Genomic DNA, 16,761 nt, shown 5'->3' with positions numbered 1-16,761 from the left:
ACTATTACGCATTTTTGTCAGTGAATAGAAGTTGAATTATTTATTTTTGGCAGTATTATTATCTCAAACTAAAAATTAACATATTATTTACATCAAGGAACGTTTGTTATGAGCTACCTGAACTCTATTGATTATACAATAATAGTTGTATATTTTTCAATCCTTGTAGGGTTGGGAGTTTATCTTCAACGAAAAGCGTCATCGAGTATGGAAGATTATTTCCTCGGCGGCCGATCGCTTCCCTGGTGGGCGCTCGGAATCTCGGGCATGGCTTCCTGGCTCGATGTTACCGGCACTATGGTAGTTACATCGTTTCTTTTTCTTCTTGGCCCTCGCGGACTGTTCATCGAATTTCGAGGAGGAGCCGTACTTATAGCCGCCCTTTGCCTTTTATGGCTGGGTAAATGGCACCGCAGAAGTCAGTGTATTACCGGAGCAGAATGGATGAAGTTCAGGTTCGGCGAGGGCTTCGGCGGCAAATTCGCCCGTATCGCCTCAGCCGTAGCGGCAATATTCACAACTGTGGGTATGCTGGCTTACATGATAAAGGGTGTGGGGATGTTCCTCTCAATGTTCCTTCCCTTTACTCCGGTACAATGCGCGATGGGACTGATTTTTATCGCGGCAATCTACACGATGATGTCCGGCTTTTACGGCGTAGTATTTACAGACGTTTTTCAGGCGGGCATTGTTATCACAGGTGTAATATTTATAAGCTCAATGGCAATAATAAAGGTAGCAAGCATAGATTCACTGGCAGAATACGCCCAGGAAATAACCGGCAACAGCCAGTGGATAACCTCTGCACCCCACTTTGACACAGAAATGCCCGCAGGCTACGAAGTTTACAGAAACCTGTTCTGGTTCGCGTTTTTCTATCTTCTCCGCAACGTTTTCGGCGGGCTGGGCATGGGAGCAGAACCAAAATATTTCGGCGCGAAAAATGACCGCGAATGCGGTACGCTCACTGCCATGACGGTATCATGCATCATGTTCCGCTGGCCTTTAATGATTTCTTTTGCCGTGCTGGGGTTGTTTCTGGTCGGAGACCTCTTCCCCGATCAGAATGTTATATTACAAAGCAGCGAGCTGATAAAGAGCTTCTATCCAAACACAGGTGAAAACACCTGGAACGACGTCCTGAGCACAGTCATAAACAAACCGAATCTCTGCCCGCCCGAGCTTATAGCGGGACTTACGGATATTCTTGGATCCGACTACGCTCAAAAGCTCAATCTCGTCAGCTTCTCTGGTACGGTAAACCCAGAACGGATTCTGCCGGCAGTTGTCCTTTATATGGTACCGGCAGGTTTTCGCGGAATGATACTGATAGCCCTGATCGCGGCGTCCATGTCAACCTTTGACACAACAGTAAACATGGCAAACGGTTTCTTTACACGTGATATCTACCAGGCATACCTGCGGCCCAAGGCGAAAAACTTCGAGCTGATGTTTGTGAACTGGATGTTTGTTATTGCCGTTGTCGTGGTCGGTTTCCTGATGGCGGTCTCGGTTAAGAGCATAAACGACATCTGGGGCTGGATAATCATGGGCCTGGGCGGCGGCCTGATGATGCCGGGTATCCTGCGGCTTTACTGGTGGCGGTTTAACGGCGCGGGCTTCGCTGTCGGCACAGTATTCGGACTGATAGGAGCCATTGTTATGAGAGCGGCAACAAGCGGTATGCTTGGCTCGGCCATAGAAGAGAACACATCGCTGTTTCTCGACGAACGCTGGCAATTCGTTTTGATGAGTATTATAGGCCTTATCGGCTCAATTATCGGAACGTATATGGGCAAACCCGCTGAATCGCATATCCTGGAAAACTTCTACCGCAAAACACGGCCGTGGGGACTGTGGAACGGCATGATAAACATGTTCAGCAAAGAAGAACAGAAGAAGATGCGCAGGGAGTGGACGTTTGACCTGGCGGCGCTGCCGTTTGCGCTTGGCTGGCAGATAACTTTGTTTCTGCTGCCGATGCAGGCAATCGTCAAGTCGTGGAACTCGCTCTTGATTACGCTGCTGGTACATGTCGTATGCCTTATTGGAATGTACTTCCTTTGGTACAAACAACTGCCCGAGACTAATTTCTACCCCGAAGAAGAACCCCAAAAAGCCTGATTTTTACCTTTTAATTGGACGGCTATTATTTATAATGATTGATGAAAAATGAAATAAACCTTTATTAGGAGACAACAAATGGTTCCTTTGTATATCGGGATTGGAATTGCAGTTTTTCTGCTGATTGTTTTTATTCTGATCCGAAACAGTCTTGTCGGTAAAAAAAACGAGGTCGAACGGGTATTCTCCACAATTGATGTGATGCTGAAAAAACGCTACGACCTGATTCCCAACCTTGTCGCCACGGTCAAGCAGTACATGACCCACGAAAAGGAGCTGCTGACAGATGTAACCCGCCTGAGAGCTTCCGCGATGAAAGGCGGAATGAGCAGCGATGAAAGGGTCAACCTGGATAATATGATCTCAAAGACACTGGGCGGTATCATGGTAGCTGTGGAAAACTACCCCCAGCTAAAGGCAAACGAGAATTTCATGCATCTTCAGGCCTCTCTAAATGAGATTGAAGAGCAGATATCCGCCGCAAGGCGGGCGTTCAACTCTGCTGTAACCGACTACAACAACGCAGTTGAAATGTTCCCGACCAACGTCGTGGCGGGCATGATGAACTATACCCGTAAACAGGTATTCGAAACTTCCGAGCTGGAAAGGCAGAATCCAAACATCGGCGGACTCTTTGCAAAGGAAAACTAGAGAAACGATAAGTTGAATTATGAAAACAATCGAGGAGCTGAAAGACTTTTACAGCAAAGAGCTTGAACCTGAGCTGGTTCTGCTGGAAGACCAAAGGAAAAAAGTCCTGCGGAACCTGTTAATCACCGCCGCGGTTACGGCCGTTATAGTATTTGGCGGAGTTGCCGCAATAGTTTTTGGCGGCGGGACAACGCCGGGATTGGGTATAATAGTCTTTCCTGTGGTTATCACATTTGTAATATGCAGCTTTGCCCTGAAATTCTTTTCAAAGTCTTATGTCGCCGATTTCAAGAATACGGTTATCAACCGCATAATCAAATTTATTGACCCGCAGCTTCACTTCGAGCCCTACGCATGTATCCCTTCACACGTATATGATGCGTCGGATATTTTTCAAACTCGTTATGATGAGTACAAAGGCGAAGACCTCGTAGAGGGGACTGTCGGCAAGACTCCGATGAGCTTTTCTGAGCTGCATACCGAATATATAACCCGCCACAAAAACCGCAAACAGCACCACACGATATTCAGGGGGCTCTTTTTTGTTGCCGAATTCAACAAACACTTTGAGGGCAAAACGCTGGTACTGCCCGATACTGCCCAGAAACTTTTCGGCAGGCTGGGCCAGAGACTACAATCCATGAATTTTACACGTGATGAGCTGGTAAAACTCGAAGACCCGGAATTTGAACGGCATTTTGCGGTTCATTCCACTGACCAGATCGAGGCCCGCTACATACTCTCAACGAGCCTGATGAAGCGTATAACCGATTTCAAACAGCGTACCGGCAGGGAGATTTTTATCTCATTCAGGTTTGAAAGTATCTTTGTGGCTATAAAGTACAACAAAAACCTCTTTGAGCCGAAAATTTTTACCACCCTGCTGAATTTTGCCCCTATACGTGAATACTACGAAGACCTGGCGATGGCAATCGGGATTGTAGAAGACCTGAACCTCAACACCAGGATTTGGAGCAAAAGATAAGCGGCTACTGCCATCTTTTCAGCCGTTTTATACCTCGCGTCATTAACCACGCCGTCAACCTGGAATGGCCATTTTCAATCATTCTTCGTTTACAGAATTCCTGAAACTCACTGAATTCACCCTCAAAGGTGAATTTACCTTCCTGATAACAATAACTGCAATAATCAGGATTCAGGGATTTATCAGCATTTGTTCCGCCGCCTTTGTCCTTTTTTAGCGGCATACCGCAACTTTGACAAAAAGACCTTTTCATTTTATTTCCACCTCCAGGCGCAAACTAAACAAGAACGTAAAATGACGCAAAGAGACTTACATATTCCTTATCAAGCCCACAACAACCCCCTGTACCTGACAGTTATCCGTAAAGATCGGTTTGTAGTTCTTATTGGCAGGCTGAAGGCATATCTTGCCGCGGTTGTTGTAAAACCGCTTAAGAGTTACCTCTACATCATCCACAAGAGCCACAACGATATCGCCGTTCTGGACGCTTTCCGGTCTGCGGCAGATTACCCTGTCACCCGGGAAGATATTGTCCTCTATCATGCTGTCGCCGGAGACCTCCAAAGCGAAGATGTTATCCCTGCCGAACTCGCCGTGAAGAGTGAGCCGGCCGTCAAATTGAGCCGCATCAACCGGAAAACCAGCCGCGACGCTGCCGGCAAAGGGTATCCCGTCTTCGTCCGGGCCGCTTTGATCGTCCTGCTCAACATTGCCGTCAATTTTGTCTAAGGTCTCAATCCCCTTTTTCGTCAGCTCCAAAGAGCGAACCTTCCTCCCCGACGACAACAGAAAACCGTCGTTTCGCAGGTTTTCGCAGTGTTCGAACACGGTTGTGATGCTTCTTTGAAGGTGTTCTGCCAGCTCCCGAATCGTCGGCAGATAGAGATTTTGAAGCTGATACTGTCTTATGAATCTTAGTATCTCGACTTTTTTGGGTGTTAGCGAGTTTCTTTTTTTCCGTTTTGCTGTATTCACTTTTCTGCTCCTGACTGGAATTTTCTGATTCTTCGCCATCACTTATCAGCGAATCTGCGACACACGATATGGCCTTCTTGAGCAGACCGTCTTTTTCTGCCTCGGGTTCGGGAGTATATTCTTTCTTATAATCTCCGCCCGGGCCGAATATACAAATTGGACTCTCTTTTGCCGCCATTTAACTTCCCTCAAAATAGCTTCTTAAACATTACTTTAAATGATTATTATAACATCGGGCCGCGGCATATCAAGGCTTTTTAGGTTTATATTTGGTAAAAACCAGAGACCACCGACCAAAACAAATAAAAACTGCCGCTGACAAAATTTATTCATACACATAAGTCCTTTTCAATAAGTATATTACAAAATACCAGCCAATATCCGGCGAGTTTCTTGTCAGCAGCGATTTTTTTTGTAAAATGTTTATAAAGAGATAACAATTTTAACAGGATACATAAAATGAAAATACTCGTTGCGACAACAAACTCAGGGAAAAAAAGAGAATTCCAGGCACTGCTCAACATACCGGAAGTGGAATGGCTCAGCCTTTCAGACCTGCCGGAATTTCAAGAAGTCGAAGAAACCGGTAACACTTTCGCCGAGAACGCATCGATCAAGGCCTGCGGATACGCGAAACAAACCGGCCTATGGACAGTAGCCGACGATTCGGGGCTTGAAATAGACGCTCTTGATGGAGCGCCGGGGATCCACAGCGCAAGGTTTTCCGGAACACATAAAGTACACGATGACAAACAGTTAATTGACCATGAGAACACTGAAAAGGCACTGGCCCTGCTCGAAGGCGTACCTAACGAAAAAAGAACCGCCAGATTCCGCTGCTGTCTGTGCCTGGCGAGCCCCGACGAAGTGCTGGCTCAGACTGATGGGGTTTTTGAGGGAATCATAAGCACCGAAAAACGCGGCACAAACGGTTTCGGCTACGACCCGATTCTGTATATACCGGAAAAAGGCAAAACCGTGGCACAGATGCAAAGCTATGAGAAAAACTCCATCAGCCACCGCGCCAAAGCGGTAATGAAACTTAAACCCATTCTGGAGAAAATGTTACGAAAGTAAAACCGGCGAACACAAGCAACGCAGTCAGGTGTCAGCATGAGAAAATGCGGCTGTTTTTTACAGTCCTGCTACCAGAGTGCGGAACATTTCGCCCCGCTGCTGAAAGTTTGTGAACATATCATAGCTGGCACATGCCGGGCTCATGGCGACAATATCGCCTGATACCGCGATTTCCCTTGCAGCCAGGACGGCCTGTTCAAGGGAATCTACTACCTTTATTACCGGCTCACTGATATTGCCGGAGGCACTGCGGCAGCCGGCTTCGATGGCGGCCTTTATTTTTCCCCTCGTCTTTCCAATAAGAACAGCCCCGCGAAGCCTGCCCGCCGCGGCAATACCAAGCTCGTCAAAGGGGATGTTCTTGTCATATCCGCCGGCGATAAGAACCATCGGCTCGCTGAAAGAAGTCAACGCCGCGATTACGCTCTCGGGCGTGGTGGCGATTGAATCGTTGTACCATCGCACGCCGTCCAGCTCACGGACAAACTCCAGCCTGTGCGGCAGAGATTTGAAAGACGGCAGTGATTTGCGTATCGAATCTTCTGTCACACCGAAATGCTCCGCGGCACAAGCAGCCGCCGCGAGGTTTGACAGGTTCATCTCGCCGGCAAGCGGTGTAACATCGCGGTATTTATATGCTTGAGAAGCCTTAAACCCTTTGCATATTCTGCCTGGCCGGGTGTATTTTTCTAACCAACCGGCGGTCAGTGCATCCTCGAGGTTAAACACACTTAATACGGGCCCGCGGGCGTCGGGTTTCTGGTTGGCAAAGAGTGATTCCTTGGCATCGCAGTAATTTTCAAACGTACCGTGTCTGTCAAGGTGATTAGGGCTAAGATTTGTTATAACACAGACTTGCGGAGCCAACGGTCCTCCGTCGGTTTCGCCGCGGGCTAGCTGTTCGGCCTGAAAACTCGATATCTCAAGTACCGCGATATCTTTATCGGTGAGGTTTTCAAGCTCTGAAAGCAGCGGCCGGTTACCAATATTGCCTCCAAGAATAACATTTTTATACGGCAGATTATTTTGATATTCCAATGCCCCGCTGAGCAGATGAGCCGTCAGCGACGTAGTTGTACTCTTGCCGTTGGAGCCGGTAACAGCGACAATCTCACACGGGCAGAGTTTAAAGAAAATCTCGATCTGCGAGGTTATTACCGCACCACCGTCTCGTGCCGCCCTGACATATTCGTTATCAGGCGCAACAGCCGGATTTACGATAACCACATCTGCACTGGTAAAGTCATCTCTCTTATGCTCTCCCAGCCGCAGGGTTATATTCTCCAGAGGTTTAAGCTCTGATACATACGCCGCGAGAACCTCCGCCGAGGCAAGGTCTGTTACGATAACATCGGAAGCGCCGCTGGACGAGGCAAAAACCGCCGCGTCAAGCCCGCCGCCAAACCGGCCAAGCCCCTGAACCACAACCTTTTTGCCCGTAAGCAGATTAGAATTCATTGCCCCAGATTTTCCTGTTACGCTATACAGATGATTTATTTATAAATCTTATCAAACGAGTCTTTGAGCACTTTATTGGCGTCAATCGCGGCCTGTTCTATACATTTGCGCCAGTCGTCGGCAAAGGCCGATTTGTATTTGTGTTCTTCGTAGGCGTAAATAATTCCGCGTGAAGAGTTTATCAATGCTCCTGTGCCGTCGGGCTTGCAGAATCTAACGCAGTCAACCGCCTCTCCGCCCTGTGAGCCGAAGCCGGGAACGAGGAACCAGATATTGGGATATTTTTCTCGCAGCTTTGTGGTGTGTTCCGGCGATGTGCCGCCGACAACCATTCCGACACAGCTGTATCCGCTCTCACCGATATATTTGGGCATTGAGGCTATTTCTGCCGTTATGTCCGCGAGAATCTCATAGAACATTTGTCCATCGGCAGTTACAGCATCCTGCAGCCTGGCGGCGCTGGAATTGCTTGCCCTGACCCAGACAAAAACGCCCTTACCGTTTTCTCCGGCTCTCTCGGCGAACGGTTCAATGCCTTCACTGCCGGCAAAACCGTTAATCGTTATCGCATCGGACGGTTTGAGTCCCAGCGTCCTGAAAGTGTGCTCGGAGAGATACGCATCGGCGTAGGCCAGGCATGTATGGCCGATATCGCCGCGTTTAACATCGCCGATAACCTCGAGCTGCTGTTCCTTGGCTTCGGTAACGAGCGAGTGAAAACACTCAATACCCTCATAACCGTAACGTTCAAAAAACGCTATATTCAGCTTTATTGCCGGCACATGCTGAGCGACGGCTTTTATTACTTCACAACCGAATTGAAAGACCGCATCAATAACAAAATCCTCATCAGTCTGGCTGCCTTTGGAACGTATGTCCTCTGGAAGCCGTGAAAATACAGGGTCAAGCCCTACTGCCAGCGGGCTGTTTTTCGCTTTGACGCTTTCGCAAAGCCTGTCACAGAAATGTTTTGTCATTTTAACCTTTCGTCTCAGATAACTGAGTTATAATTACAATATTAAGCCGCTAAACTGCGGCAACGAATGGTTAATATAACATAAACGCGGAACGATTCCAATATTTTGTGTTAATTGTACACAAAAATACACCAGTTTCTAATCTGAATTCCTTTGTTCATAATCGTGGAAAAGTTTTTCAACTTTCTCAACAATCTGATTTTTCGCGGTTTGAAAATCAGTCTCAAAGCGGATTCCCGCCGCCATGTCATGTCCGCCGCCGCCGAGCTCCTGCGCCAGGATTCTGACCTTAACCCCGCGTTTGCTTCTGATTGAGCAGCGGTATGTGCCGTTCTCCATCTCAATAAAAAGCGCGGTAACTATCACTGATGCAAGCTGTCTGGGAATATCTATAAGCCCTTCTGTTTCATTTGAGCGGCATCCGTACTGCTCAAAATCCTTTTGACTGACCATTGAAATCGCCAGCCTGTCACCGCAAAAGAGCTCAATGTTGTCAATCACAACTTTCTGGAGTTTCAGCCGGCCGGGCGTGAGGCTTTCGTATATGGTACTGTAAACCAGCCTTGGATTTGCGCCCAGGTCAATTAGAGAGCCGGCTCTGCGGTACACGTCCCCTTTGCCGCCGGTAAAGCGGAACCAGCCGCTGTCCGAAGCGATTCCGAGAAACAGGGCTGTTGCCAGACCGGGAAGTATTTTCATGCCGGCGAATATAACAAAGTCATACACTATCTCCGCAGCAGAGGATGAGCCGCGGTCTATTACGTTGACAGTGCCGATGTTGGAGTTTGTTATATGATGATCAAAGACGATTATCGGGATATCGGTGTTCTGGAGAAACTCCGCAAGTCCGGGCAGCTGGGTATAGCTGTTTGTATCACAGATGACTATAAGATCGACACCTTCAAACCGCCCTTTGCCGCAAGCCAAATCATCTATATCAAAATCACGCCCGAGAACGGGAGCATCTTCAAAGAGAAACTCGTGCCATTTACGTATTGGTGACAGGAAAAACGGCTGTGCCTGTTTCTCGCATGATTCAATAAATGTGCATATCGCCTTGAGACTGCCGCACGCGTCGCCGTCGGGCCGGACATGCGTTGTTACGGCGGCCTTTTTTGAGGTCTCTATCAATTCCAGTGCCTGTGCAAAATCGTCAACATTAGCCATATATAAAATCCTTCTGTACAAATAAACCTTTTCAGAATGCATAAAAAATATGCCTCTGGAAAAGGCCTTAATCTATCCTATATTCTTTAATTTATCTGTTTCCTGCGGGCTGAAAATATCTCGCCCGTTATCATGAAACTCTGCCGCCATTTGCTCTGTATCCATACCAAAATGGCTCCGAACAATGTAAATAATCTGATAAATAAAACATAAACAGTAGCCGCTCAGCTCAGAGACATCGTCATTGCTGTCCGGATCGACATTGGCGACCTCGCCTTCGGTGCTGAACCGATGCGCCAGACTGCCCAAATCAATATGAACAGCGTCATTAAACTGCAAAAAGCCTCGCGGGTACATCCCTTTTCTCCATTTTGGCGAAAGTTTGGAAAATATCTCTATCGTCTTAGGCATTCTCGGCCCGTGCAGTCTCTTGAACTGGGCCTTGGCGTTTACTATCGCTTTTTCCAGATAATCCCGCTGTTCTTCAGGTACAATACTTCTGAACTCTTCGAGAATGTTTATCCTCTTGTGAAGTGTTGCCCTGTGCCACTGGTTGAGCTTCTTTTCAAACTCCTCCTTTTTATTTTTCTTCTTGGACCTGGGGGCAACGATGACCCAGGCGAGTTTCGCAGTAAGCTCACACAGAATCCGCAGCAGTGCCTTTGCTGGCAGCTGATGCCCCAGGCGAAGAAGTTCAATCACCGATTTACTGTAATTGCCCCCCACCGCCAGCGCCGCAGCGCAAACCATGTCGGCCTGCCCATCGGGGCATACAGTATCTTCTATGAGTTTTCGTGTTTCGAGGTACCATTTTTTTATCAGTTCCGCGTCAAGTTCGAGCAGTTCAAGCTGCTGTTCAGGTTTTCTCATTTATTGTCCCTTGTTCTATCACAAAAATCCATTTTATCAAAAACAGCCGCAAAATCAAGCCGCCGCTAAGAACGGAGATCCTCAACTTTCTCAAGTGCCATTCGCCGCAGTTTGAGCAAATCAACCTTACCCGAGCCTAAGCGGGGAATAGTTTCTACTGCGAAATAATTGTCAGAATGCGGCTTCCACAGATTAGGAATCTGCGACTGATTCAAAATCTTCTTCAAGCTATCCGGCATAACCTCGCCCCGCTCATAGAATACCACCAGCTGCTCACCTTTTCTATCGTCTGGTACGCTTGTAACCGCCACAGAGCTTACGTTCTCTCCTATAGACTCATTTAACATATCCTCTATAACGACGTGCGGCAACATCTCGCCGCCGATTTTGCTGAATCTGGAAAGCCTGTCAGTAAGCGTGATAAAACCGTCTTCGTCTATCTTTCCCACATCGCCGGTGTTATACCACCCGTCATCCAGCACCTCTTTTGTCTCCTCAGACCTGTTCAGATAACCCTTCATTACGCTGGGGCCCTTGATATGCATTACCCCCGCCTCACCGAAACCGAGCCGGCCGCCTGTTTCAATGTCGGTAAACTTCACCGCAAGCCCCGGAATCAGGCGGCCGATCGTACCCTCTTTGCTGCATTGCTGCGAATCTCCGGTCTCTTTTGTATGCGGCAGATTCAGGGTCGCCACGGGTGAAAGCTCTGTTGCGCCGTAGCCTTCAAATGGACGCGAACCGAATTTCTTCTCAAAGACATCTGATACGGTTTTTTTCAGTTTCTCTGCCCCTCCTACGGTATAACGCAGAGATTTGAAATCGTCGGCCGGTATTCTCCGTGAATAATTCAGCAGGAACGTCGGCAGGGTTATCAGCACGGTTGCCTTGTAATCGCGGGTGTATCTGCCCACTTCGCCGGCATCAAAGGGATTTGCGACATACACAACCGGAGCTGCCTTGATCGCCGGCAGCCAGACGAGGCAGGTAAAGCCAAACGAATGGAAAAACGGCAGCATTCCCAGCAGTTTGTCAGCAGGATAAATGTTAAAAACAGATGTAAAAGATTCGATGTTAGATATAACGTTGTGGTGAGACAGCATAACACCCTTTGCGGTACCGCTGCTGCCGGAGGAATATATAACCGCGGCGGTTGCATCGCCGCTGAAATCACTGCCCCAGCCGCCAAAACTTCTCGCCGGCTTGAAATATGATTTTAAGAGGGCCTTCAATTTATCAACGACACTGATCGAAGCCATTATATCTTCAAGAAAAACCATTCCGTCATGAGGCTGGAAATTATCGCCGAGTTTTCTTATGAACAATTTTGATGTCAGGATTGTTTTTATCCCGCATTCCTCTATTGCTACCTGCCGGGCGTGGTACGATGCTGTATAATTAAGGTTTACCGGCACTTTGCCCTGTAATGAAACGGCAAGATTCGCCAGAGCCCCGCCGATACTTGTAGGCATGAATATTGCAATCTTATCCTGCTCTTTTGTCATTGATTCGATTTTGTCGCCCAGAAGTATCGAAGCCGTAAGCACCCGCCCCCAGTTAAGCTCTTTGCCGGTAGTATCAACCATGGCAAACGAACGCCGGCGGTGTCTTGCCGAACGGACAAACATCTCTCCCAGCGGCCGCCGGCACTGTTTCTTCTCGTCCCAATACAGGCATGAAAGCTCCATTACCTTTTGTCTGATAAGAGACAACGGCGCATCAGCCGGCAGCTCCGGGCCGAAAAACACACTGACTTTTCGCCTTAACCCTCGCGGCATTTTGATACCCGGCGAGCCTCTCCGGTGGCTGAACATACTGCCCCAGATGCCGCCGATATTCGCCGGAACAATTACAGAACAAGTCCCGTCAAGCAGTTCAATTATATCTGGATTGAACCGTCGCAGGGAACCCATAGCCGTTATTGAGCCCTCGGCAAAAACACAAACTGTTCTGTTCTGTTTGAGCAGTGAGCGAATTTCTCCGGCCGCCGATTCGCTGATTTCTTCTTCGCCGAGTACGCCGGGCACAAAAAGGAAAAACCTGCTCAGCAGACGGCTCAAAAAGTGGTCCCTGATACTTTCACTCGCTGCGAAATAAACAGGCTCCCGGCAGCAGGCCGCGACAAACAAAAAATCAATGATCGAAACATGGTTTATTATTATCAACCGACCTCGCGCAGAAGAAAAACCCGTCTCACCGCCCCGCCGCACTCTGTAAAAGACGCGGACCAGTAGCAGGATAAGACGGGAAAAAATCGGTTTATAAAGTTTTTCAAACATATTTGCGGCTGCCGGTAATTAAATCTAATAAAACTGCCTGGCGGCTATAAATCCATGAACCCCTCAAGTTTTCTCGAGCGGACAGGGTGCTGAAGTTTGCGGATTGCCTTGGCCTCCACCTGGCGAACGCGCTCACGGGTTACGTTGAAGATTTTGCCGACTTCCTCGAGCGTGTATGTGTGGCCGTCGCCGATGCCGTACCGCAGCTTGATAATCTCGCGTTCACGGTATGTCAGGCTCTTAAGCACATTATCAATTCTGTCTTTGAGCATCTCACGTGTCGCAGAATGGACGGGAGAGGCGATGCGGTCATCTTCGATAAAGTCGCCGAAATAGCTGTCTTCGCTGTCGCCGATCGGCCTGTCAAGACTGATTGGGTGCTTGGATATTTTGAGAACGCGTTTTGCTTCGTCAAGATTCATATCCGCTTCTTCGGCGATCTCTTCAATGCTTGCCTCGCGGCCGAGTTTCTGATGCAGGTTCTTGCTGGCGGTTCGCAGCTTGTTCATTGTCTCTATCATGTGAACGGGAATACGGATAGTACGCGAATGGTCGGCTATGGCACGCGTTATTGCCTGGCGGATCCACCATGTGGCATATGTGCTGAATTTGTAGCCGCGGCGGTATTCATATTTATCCACCGCTCTCATAAGGCCGGTGTTGCCCTCCTGGATAATATCCAAAAAGCTCAGGCCGCGGTTGCGGTATTTTTTCGCGATCGAGACTACCAGACGCAGATTGCCGCCGGAGAGCTTCTGCTTGGCGTCTTCATACTCTCTGAATACAATTCCAAGCTGTTTAAGACGCTTTTCGAGCTGTTCGGGGCTCTCTTTGATCATGTCGATCAGCCCGTCATGCTCCATCTGCATGGCTTCAATGTCATCTTCGTATATCTCGCCCTGCGGACCGCGGGCAATCAGCCTTTCAAGGTTGCGTATTTTTCGCAGCATACTTGCCAGCTTGCCCATCAGCGGCTGCACGCGGCTTGTTCGCAGGCTGAGCTCCTCAAGCAGTGTTGCCACTTTACGCCTGTTGCGGCGAAGCTGAACAAGTGCTTTGTTCTTTTGTGAACCGTCTTCGAGCGTACTCCATTTCTCGAAAAGCATAAGGTTCTGCTCAAGCAACAGCCGTGCAGTTTTGAGATTCTGCGGGAGACGCATCTTTACAACAGAGCGGATAAGGTTCTCAGCAGTGCTCATCTTCATAGTCCTGTCAAACGGCAGCTCGCCGTCGCTTACAAGCTGAAGTATCTTTATCGCTTCACCGGCACAATAATCGTTTTCAAGAATCTTGCGGCGAAAAGCCATCCTCGTCAGCTCTATCTTACGGGCAAGACTTATTTCATCCTCTCTTGCCAGCAGCGGAATTTCTCCCATCTGCGTCAGATACATCCTTACCGGATCATCGATTCTCTTGGCGTCTGCCTCCATCAGCGACTGCTGATAAAGCTGGTCTTCATCGACCTCTTCCTCTTCTACCGCATCGAAATCTTCATCGTCGTCTTTTAGCTCAAAAACGTCTTTTCCAGTCATATCTGACTCGTCAACGAGCTGAATGCCCATCTCATCGAGACTCATCAAAAGACTGTCAAGCCTGTCCGGAGAGACAACCTCATCGGGCAGCTCATCATTGAGCTCCTCGTATGTCAAAAAGCCTTTTTTCTTGCCTTTTGCTATAAGCTCTTTGAGCTTCTGTTCTATTATCAGCTCAAGCTCCTTAGGTGTGAGCTCGGGTTCTTCTTCCTCTTCTTCACTTTCCTCTTCCTCATCATCGAGCAGCAGAAGATCTTCTTCGTCGAAATCTTCATAGTCTTCATCGAATTCATCCGGCTCCTGCTCATTGGAGTCCTCTGAATCCTTAGCGGGTTTTTTCTTGTCATCGGAAATCATATCATCCGCTATCGAACTAAGCTGTTCGGGCGAGAGTGCTGCTATTTCCTCCGGCGTCATCTTTGCGATATCCTCGGCGGTTAATTTTTTAGACGACTTCTTCCGGGCTGTTTTAGCAGCGGGTTTCTTTGCCGCTGAAGTCTTTGTTGCAGACTTCTTATCCGCCGCTTTTTTGGGAGCGGTTTTTTTTGCAGCTGTTTTCTTTACTTCCTCTTTCTTTGAAGCTGTCTTTTTTGGTGTTGTCTTTTTACTGGTTTCAGACTTTTTCGCCATTTTTTGTTTTTCCTGTTTAATAATAAATTAGGCTATCGAGAACGGCCACGACAATAACAATTTTGCTGCCTTCTAAAATCATGTCCGCTCAATTCCCGATTCTATTTTCCGTTTACCATTTATCAAGTGTATCAAGCCTTAGATTCTTTCCATTACTCTTATGCAGATCCTTAAGCTCTTTGATCGCCTGCATAAACTGGTCTGAATCAGAGGCCTGGGCTGATTTTATTGCCTCTGCTTTTCTGTTATATTTAATAAGCTCTACTGCCGAGTGTATCCTTTCGGTGTAGAACTGTTTCTTTTCGCCCTCATCAGCAAGTTTTACTAAAAAAGAAGCAAGCTCTGTCTCTTCAATCTCTGCCAGCAGATCGGCAAGCGTAAAATCGCAACCCTTTGCATCGTAAAGTTTTAACAAAGCTGCTGTCACTTCCTTCAAATAAATATCGTCTAATTTCCCAGGCTCTATATACTCTCTGATGCTATCTATGTTCGACGGCGCATTGATAATAACCTCAACTATTTCCCAGACGGCCTTTTCCATCGCAGAGTTTCCGGGTTTAAAACTCTTCACCTGCCGGTTTTCACTGGCCTGAACCATGTTTCGCCCTGCATTGCCGCTGAGCCGCTCAAGACGCGTATTGATCTGTTCAACACTCATTCCGGTCAAACCGGCAAGTCTTCGAACAAGCAGCCCTCGGGAGATGTCGTCAATACTTCCCGCTGCCAGAGCCTCAGCGACAAACCTGAGAAAGTCAACCGTGCTGGAATGTTTCTCAACGGTTGAACCGTCCGCTTCTATCTCCTCTTTTAAATGCCGCCACTTAAAATCGAACACGTCAACCGCCCCGTCGATCACATCACGCATGGCATCTTCGCCCGCCGAGAGCAGAAATTCACACGGATCCTTGCCGTCGGGGACAAAAGCCGCCTTTACATCAACCCCCTGGCGTATGCACACGCTCAACGCCCTGTCCGCCGCGGCACGCCCTGCAATGTCGCTGTCGAGCAGCATCACAACCTGCCCGGCGAAACGTTTTATAAGCCGGATCTGACCGTCTGTAACGCTGGTGCCAAGCGCCGCCACAACGTTATCAAACCCGAAATGATGAGACATGATAACATCTGTGTAGCCTTCAACCAGCACCGCGAACTTGTCTCTGACAACCGCGTGGCGGGCCTTGTCGAGACCATAAACGCAATTCGATTTATCAAATATGGCGTTGGCGGGTGAATTTACGTATTTACGCTTGTCATCGCCGAGAGTCCTGCCGCCGAAACCAATGTAATTACCCATAGTATCGATAATAGGGAAAATCAGCCTGTGCTTGTAGTTATCCATTAAAGTGCCGTTTTTGGTCTTGACCGAAATACCCGACTCTATGAGCAGATTTTCACTGATACCCGCTTTCATCGCCGCTTTGCTCATATCGTCCCAGCTGTCCGGGCAGTAGCCAAGGCCCCACTGCTCAATAAGCTCATCGCCCAGCTCTCTCTGGCGGCAATACTCTCTTGCCGTTTCACCGAGGGTTTTATCAAGGAATTTCTGACGGAAATATCGCTGCGCCCAGTTGTTAACCCGTAAAAGCATATTAGGGTCAGAAGCAGCTGTTCGCGGCTCTCTTTTAGGGCGGAAATTAACCTCAATTCCAGCCCGAAGCCCAAGCCGCTCGAGTGCCTGTGGAAAGGTGAGATTTTCACGCATCTGAAGGAACTTAAAGACATCGCCGCCCGCCCCGCACGCAAAACACTTGAAGATTTGCATATTCGGGTTGACTGACATGCTCGGATGCGTATCGGGGTGGAACGGACAAAGGCCCACGTAGGTAGAACCTTTGCGCTGCAGGTCAAGATGCTCCGAGATGACACTTACAATGTCGTTACCCGGGGCGTTTCTTATACGCTCTTTTAAGTTGTCACGAGAAAGATTGTCCAATATTGTCCTGGTCGGTTTTGCTGATATTATTGTGCCGCCGTATAGAATAAAAACACACGCCGACACTTATATATACGCACCCGTCAGTAAATAAAAACAAAGC

At 48.2% G+C, this 16,761-nt stretch carries 13 protein-coding genes; 4 read left to right on the top strand and 9 right to left on the bottom strand.

The features are described 5' to 3' along the window. The first annotated feature begins 108 nt into the window (after positions 1-108). The 3 genes from SMSP2_RS02750 to SMSP2_RS02740 all read left to right on the top strand — a co-directional run bounded on the left by SMSP2_RS02750 (position 109) and on the right by SMSP2_RS02740 (position 3,760). Positions 109-2,124, top strand: coding sequence for a sodium:solute symporter family transporter (locus SMSP2_RS02750; RefSeq protein ID WP_146682496.1), 2,016 nt, complete (start codon positions 109-111; stop codon positions 2,122-2,124). Positions 2,125-2,202: 78 nt separating this feature from the next. Further along, positions 2,203-2,775 (top strand): LemA family protein, encoded by a 573-nt coding sequence (locus tag SMSP2_RS02745; RefSeq protein WP_186804818.1) that lies wholly within the window; start codon positions 2,203-2,205, stop codon positions 2,773-2,775. Between the two features lie 19 nt (positions 2,776-2,794). After that, complete coding sequence (locus SMSP2_RS02740) at positions 2,795-3,760, top strand: DUF3137 domain-containing protein (RefSeq protein ID WP_146682495.1); 966 nt, start codon at positions 2,795-2,797, stop codon at positions 3,758-3,760. A 4-nt stretch (positions 3,761-3,764) separates the two neighbouring features. On the opposite strand, the gene SMSP2_RS02735 is transcribed toward SMSP2_RS02740, so the two are convergent. Together SMSP2_RS02735 and lexA are read right to left on the bottom strand one after the other, a co-directional pair. Next, positions 3,765-4,013, bottom strand: a complete 249-nt coding sequence (locus SMSP2_RS02735) for a zinc ribbon domain-containing protein (protein WP_146682494.1) — start codon at positions 4,011-4,013, stop codon at positions 3,765-3,767. A gap of 56 nt (positions 4,014-4,069) precedes the next feature. Next, positions 4,070-4,774, bottom strand: a complete 705-nt coding sequence (gene lexA / locus SMSP2_RS02730; RefSeq protein ID WP_146682493.1) for a transcriptional repressor LexA — start codon at positions 4,772-4,774, stop codon at positions 4,070-4,072. 420 nt (positions 4,775-5,194) lie between these two features. Here lexA and SMSP2_RS02725 point away from each other — a divergent pair, with 420 nt between their 5' ends. Continuing rightward, on the top strand, positions 5,195-5,812 hold the full coding sequence (locus tag SMSP2_RS02725; RefSeq protein ID WP_146682492.1) for an XTP/dITP diphosphatase: 618 nt from the start codon (positions 5,195-5,197) through the stop codon (positions 5,810-5,812). A gap of 57 nt (positions 5,813-5,869) precedes the next feature. Here SMSP2_RS02725 and murD read toward each other — a convergent pair whose 3' ends face one another. The 7 genes from murD to dnaG form a co-directional block, all read right to left on the bottom strand. Next, on the bottom strand, positions 5,870-7,270 hold the full coding sequence (murD, locus tag SMSP2_RS02720; protein WP_146682491.1) for a UDP-N-acetylmuramoyl-L-alanine--D-glutamate ligase: 1,401 nt from the start codon (positions 7,268-7,270) through the stop codon (positions 5,870-5,872). 35 nt (positions 7,271-7,305) lie between these two features. Then, positions 7,306-8,247 (bottom strand): orotidine-5'-phosphate decarboxylase, encoded by a 942-nt coding sequence (pyrF, locus tag SMSP2_RS02715; protein ID WP_146682490.1) that lies wholly within the window; start codon positions 8,245-8,247, stop codon positions 7,306-7,308. Positions 8,248-8,385: 138 nt separating this feature from the next. Next, entirely contained in the window at positions 8,386-9,414 is a 1,029-nt protein-coding gene (locus SMSP2_RS02710; protein ID WP_186804816.1) for a DHH family phosphoesterase, read from the bottom strand. A gap of 72 nt (positions 9,415-9,486) precedes the next feature. Beyond that, positions 9,487-10,284, bottom strand: a complete 798-nt coding sequence (locus SMSP2_RS02705) for a DUF5677 domain-containing protein (RefSeq protein ID WP_146682488.1) — start codon at positions 10,282-10,284, stop codon at positions 9,487-9,489. Positions 10,285-10,349: 65 nt separating this feature from the next. After that, positions 10,350-12,563, bottom strand: coding sequence for an AMP-binding protein (locus SMSP2_RS02700; protein ID WP_146682487.1), 2,214 nt, complete (start codon positions 12,561-12,563; stop codon positions 10,350-10,352). Between the two features lie 44 nt (positions 12,564-12,607). Beyond that, positions 12,608-14,269, bottom strand: a complete 1,662-nt coding sequence (rpoD, locus tag SMSP2_RS02695; protein ID WP_472387584.1) for an RNA polymerase sigma factor RpoD — start codon at positions 14,267-14,269, stop codon at positions 12,608-12,610. Between the two features lie 568 nt (positions 14,270-14,837). Then, positions 14,838-16,658, bottom strand: coding sequence for a DNA primase (gene dnaG, locus SMSP2_RS02690; protein ID WP_186804815.1), 1,821 nt, complete (start codon positions 16,656-16,658; stop codon positions 14,838-14,840). Between the last annotated feature and the right edge of the window lie 103 nt (positions 16,659-16,761).

The sequence above is a fragment of the Limihaloglobus sulfuriphilus genome, from assembly GCF_001999965.1.
GTDB classification, from domain to species: Bacteria; Planctomycetota; Phycisphaerae; order Sedimentisphaerales; family Sedimentisphaeraceae; genus Limihaloglobus; species Limihaloglobus sulfuriphilus.
The sequence above is the reverse complement of the archived record's forward strand: the minus strand, read 5'-3'. Positions and strand labels throughout refer to the sequence as shown.

Bases quoted from the DNA above. Each gene is read 5' to 3' on its own strand.
- SMSP2_RS02750 (WP_146682496.1), top strand. From the start codon at position 109: ATGAGCTACCTGAACTCTATTGATTATACAATAATAGTTGTATATTTT.
- SMSP2_RS02745 (WP_186804818.1), top strand. From the start codon at position 2,203: ATGGTTCCTTTGTATATCGGGATTGGAATTGCAGTTTTTCTGCTGATT.
- SMSP2_RS02740 (WP_146682495.1), top strand. From the start codon at position 2,795: ATGAAAACAATCGAGGAGCTGAAAGACTTTTACAGCAAAGAGCTTGAA.
- SMSP2_RS02735 (WP_146682494.1), bottom strand. From the start codon at position 4,013: ATGAAAAGGTCTTTTTGTCAAAGTTGCGGTATGCCGCTAAAAAAGGAC.
- lexA (WP_146682493.1), bottom strand. From the start codon at position 4,774: ATGGCGAAGAATCAGAAAATTCCAGTCAGGAGCAGAAAAGTGAATACA.
- SMSP2_RS02725 (WP_146682492.1), top strand. From the start codon at position 5,195: ATGAAAATACTCGTTGCGACAACAAACTCAGGGAAAAAAAGAGAATTC.
- murD (WP_146682491.1), bottom strand. From the start codon at position 7,270: ATGAATTCTAATCTGCTTACGGGCAAAAAGGTTGTGGTTCAGGGGCTT.
- pyrF (WP_146682490.1), bottom strand. From the start codon at position 8,247: ATGACAAAACATTTCTGTGACAGGCTTTGCGAAAGCGTCAAAGCGAAA.
- SMSP2_RS02710 (WP_186804816.1), bottom strand. From the start codon at position 9,414: ATGGCTAATGTTGACGATTTTGCACAGGCACTGGAATTGATAGAGACC.
- SMSP2_RS02705 (WP_146682488.1), bottom strand. From the start codon at position 10,284: ATGAGAAAACCTGAACAGCAGCTTGAACTGCTCGAACTTGACGCGGAA.
- SMSP2_RS02700 (WP_146682487.1), bottom strand. From the start codon at position 12,563: ATGTTTGAAAAACTTTATAAACCGATTTTTTCCCGTCTTATCCTGCTA.